The organism is Shewanella sp. SM74 (genome assembly GCF_025653725.1).
Lineage (GTDB): Bacteria > Pseudomonadota > Gammaproteobacteria > Enterobacterales > Shewanellaceae > Shewanella > Shewanella oncorhynchi.
This window is the reverse complement of the sequence record NZ_JAKKRZ010000087.1, coordinates 1-1,046: the sequence shown is the minus strand read 5'-3', so window position 1 is coordinate 1,046 and position 1,046 is coordinate 1. Positions and strand designations below refer to the sequence as shown.

Below are 1,046 nucleotides of genomic sequence, written 5' to 3'. Positions count from 1 at the left end.
CAGTAGGAGATCAAAATGCACTGGCTCAGCTTCACAGTATTTCGCCCGTTGCATGGCAGCACATCAATATGTATGGCAATTTTGAGTTTAGTCCATCAACCTCAAAAATAGATATCGATGCATTGGTTGCTCGATATGCTGAACCAGAATATTGGAAGCAAGCGCTGATTGAGAACGAGAATTCAAGTGAGTGATTTTAGAATTTAAAGCTAACTTTACATTTTTGGCGCGTTGGGCAAATTTAGCCATAAACAGCCGGTCGACTTTCGTAAATCCATTAATGGCTTATCGTTGCTGGTCGAGCAAGAGATGCAGCTCTCGCCATTTAGCGGCGCACTGTTTGTGTTTTGTAATCAGCAGCGTACCCGGTTAAAAGTACTGTACTGGGATAGCACCGGGTTTTGCCTGTGGTACAAACGGCTTGAAAAAGACAAGTTCCGCTGGCCACGGCAGATGCCTGGCAAAATACTGTCTATTAGCGAGCAGCAATGGCATTGGCTGTTGCAAGGTGTCGATATCCAAAAAATCACCGCCCATCAGCCACTGCATTACCAGAGTGTGGGCTGATATGACGATCGGCTATAAATCCTTATGATCGCATCCAAAACAATCTAAATCTTACCAAGCACTTAGCTAAATTGGCCGTTATAATGGCGGCCATGAAAAAGATACCAGACACCTTACCTGATGACGTTGCACTGCTCAAGAAAATGCTGCTTGAGCAGACGCAAAAGCTTGAGCGCAAACTGGCGCAAAAAGATAAACGCATCGCCAAATTAGAGCGGGTTAACCAGCAACTGTCGGACAAGTTGCAGCAGTTGCTGGAGCGTTACAACCTGAAGAAGTACCAGAAATTTAGCCCCAGCAGTGAAACCTATGAAGGTGAAGGCGAGGTGTTAAATGAGGCCGAACAGCTTATTGAAGACGAGTCAGTAGCGACAGAGCCAGATACTCAGACGACCGAGAGCGCTAAGAAAGCTGCTAAGCCACGCCGCCCACGGATTGCCCCTGAGCTGCCGCGCGTTGATGTTATCCATGACATTGAC

2 protein-coding genes and 1 pseudogene are annotated in these 1,046 nt (G+C 46.7%); all 3 read left to right on the top strand.

What is annotated here, in order from left to right; translation table 11 throughout:
- Positions 1-194, top strand: a 194-nt coding sequence (locus L5M49_RS25080; protein WP_263266989.1) for a hypothetical protein, incomplete at its 5' end; no start/stop codon positions are given.
- 37 nt (positions 195-231) lie between these two features.
- Positions 232-567 carry an IS66 family insertion sequence element accessory protein TnpB gene (tnpB, locus tag L5M49_RS25075; protein ID WP_192937895.1) on the top strand — a complete coding sequence of 112 codons (336 nt, stop codon included), beginning with the start codon at positions 232-234 and terminating at the stop codon, positions 565-567.
- Between the two features lie 92 nt (positions 568-659).
- Positions 660-1,046 (top strand): annotated as a pseudogene (locus tag L5M49_RS25070) (IS66 family transposase); the annotation flags it as partial.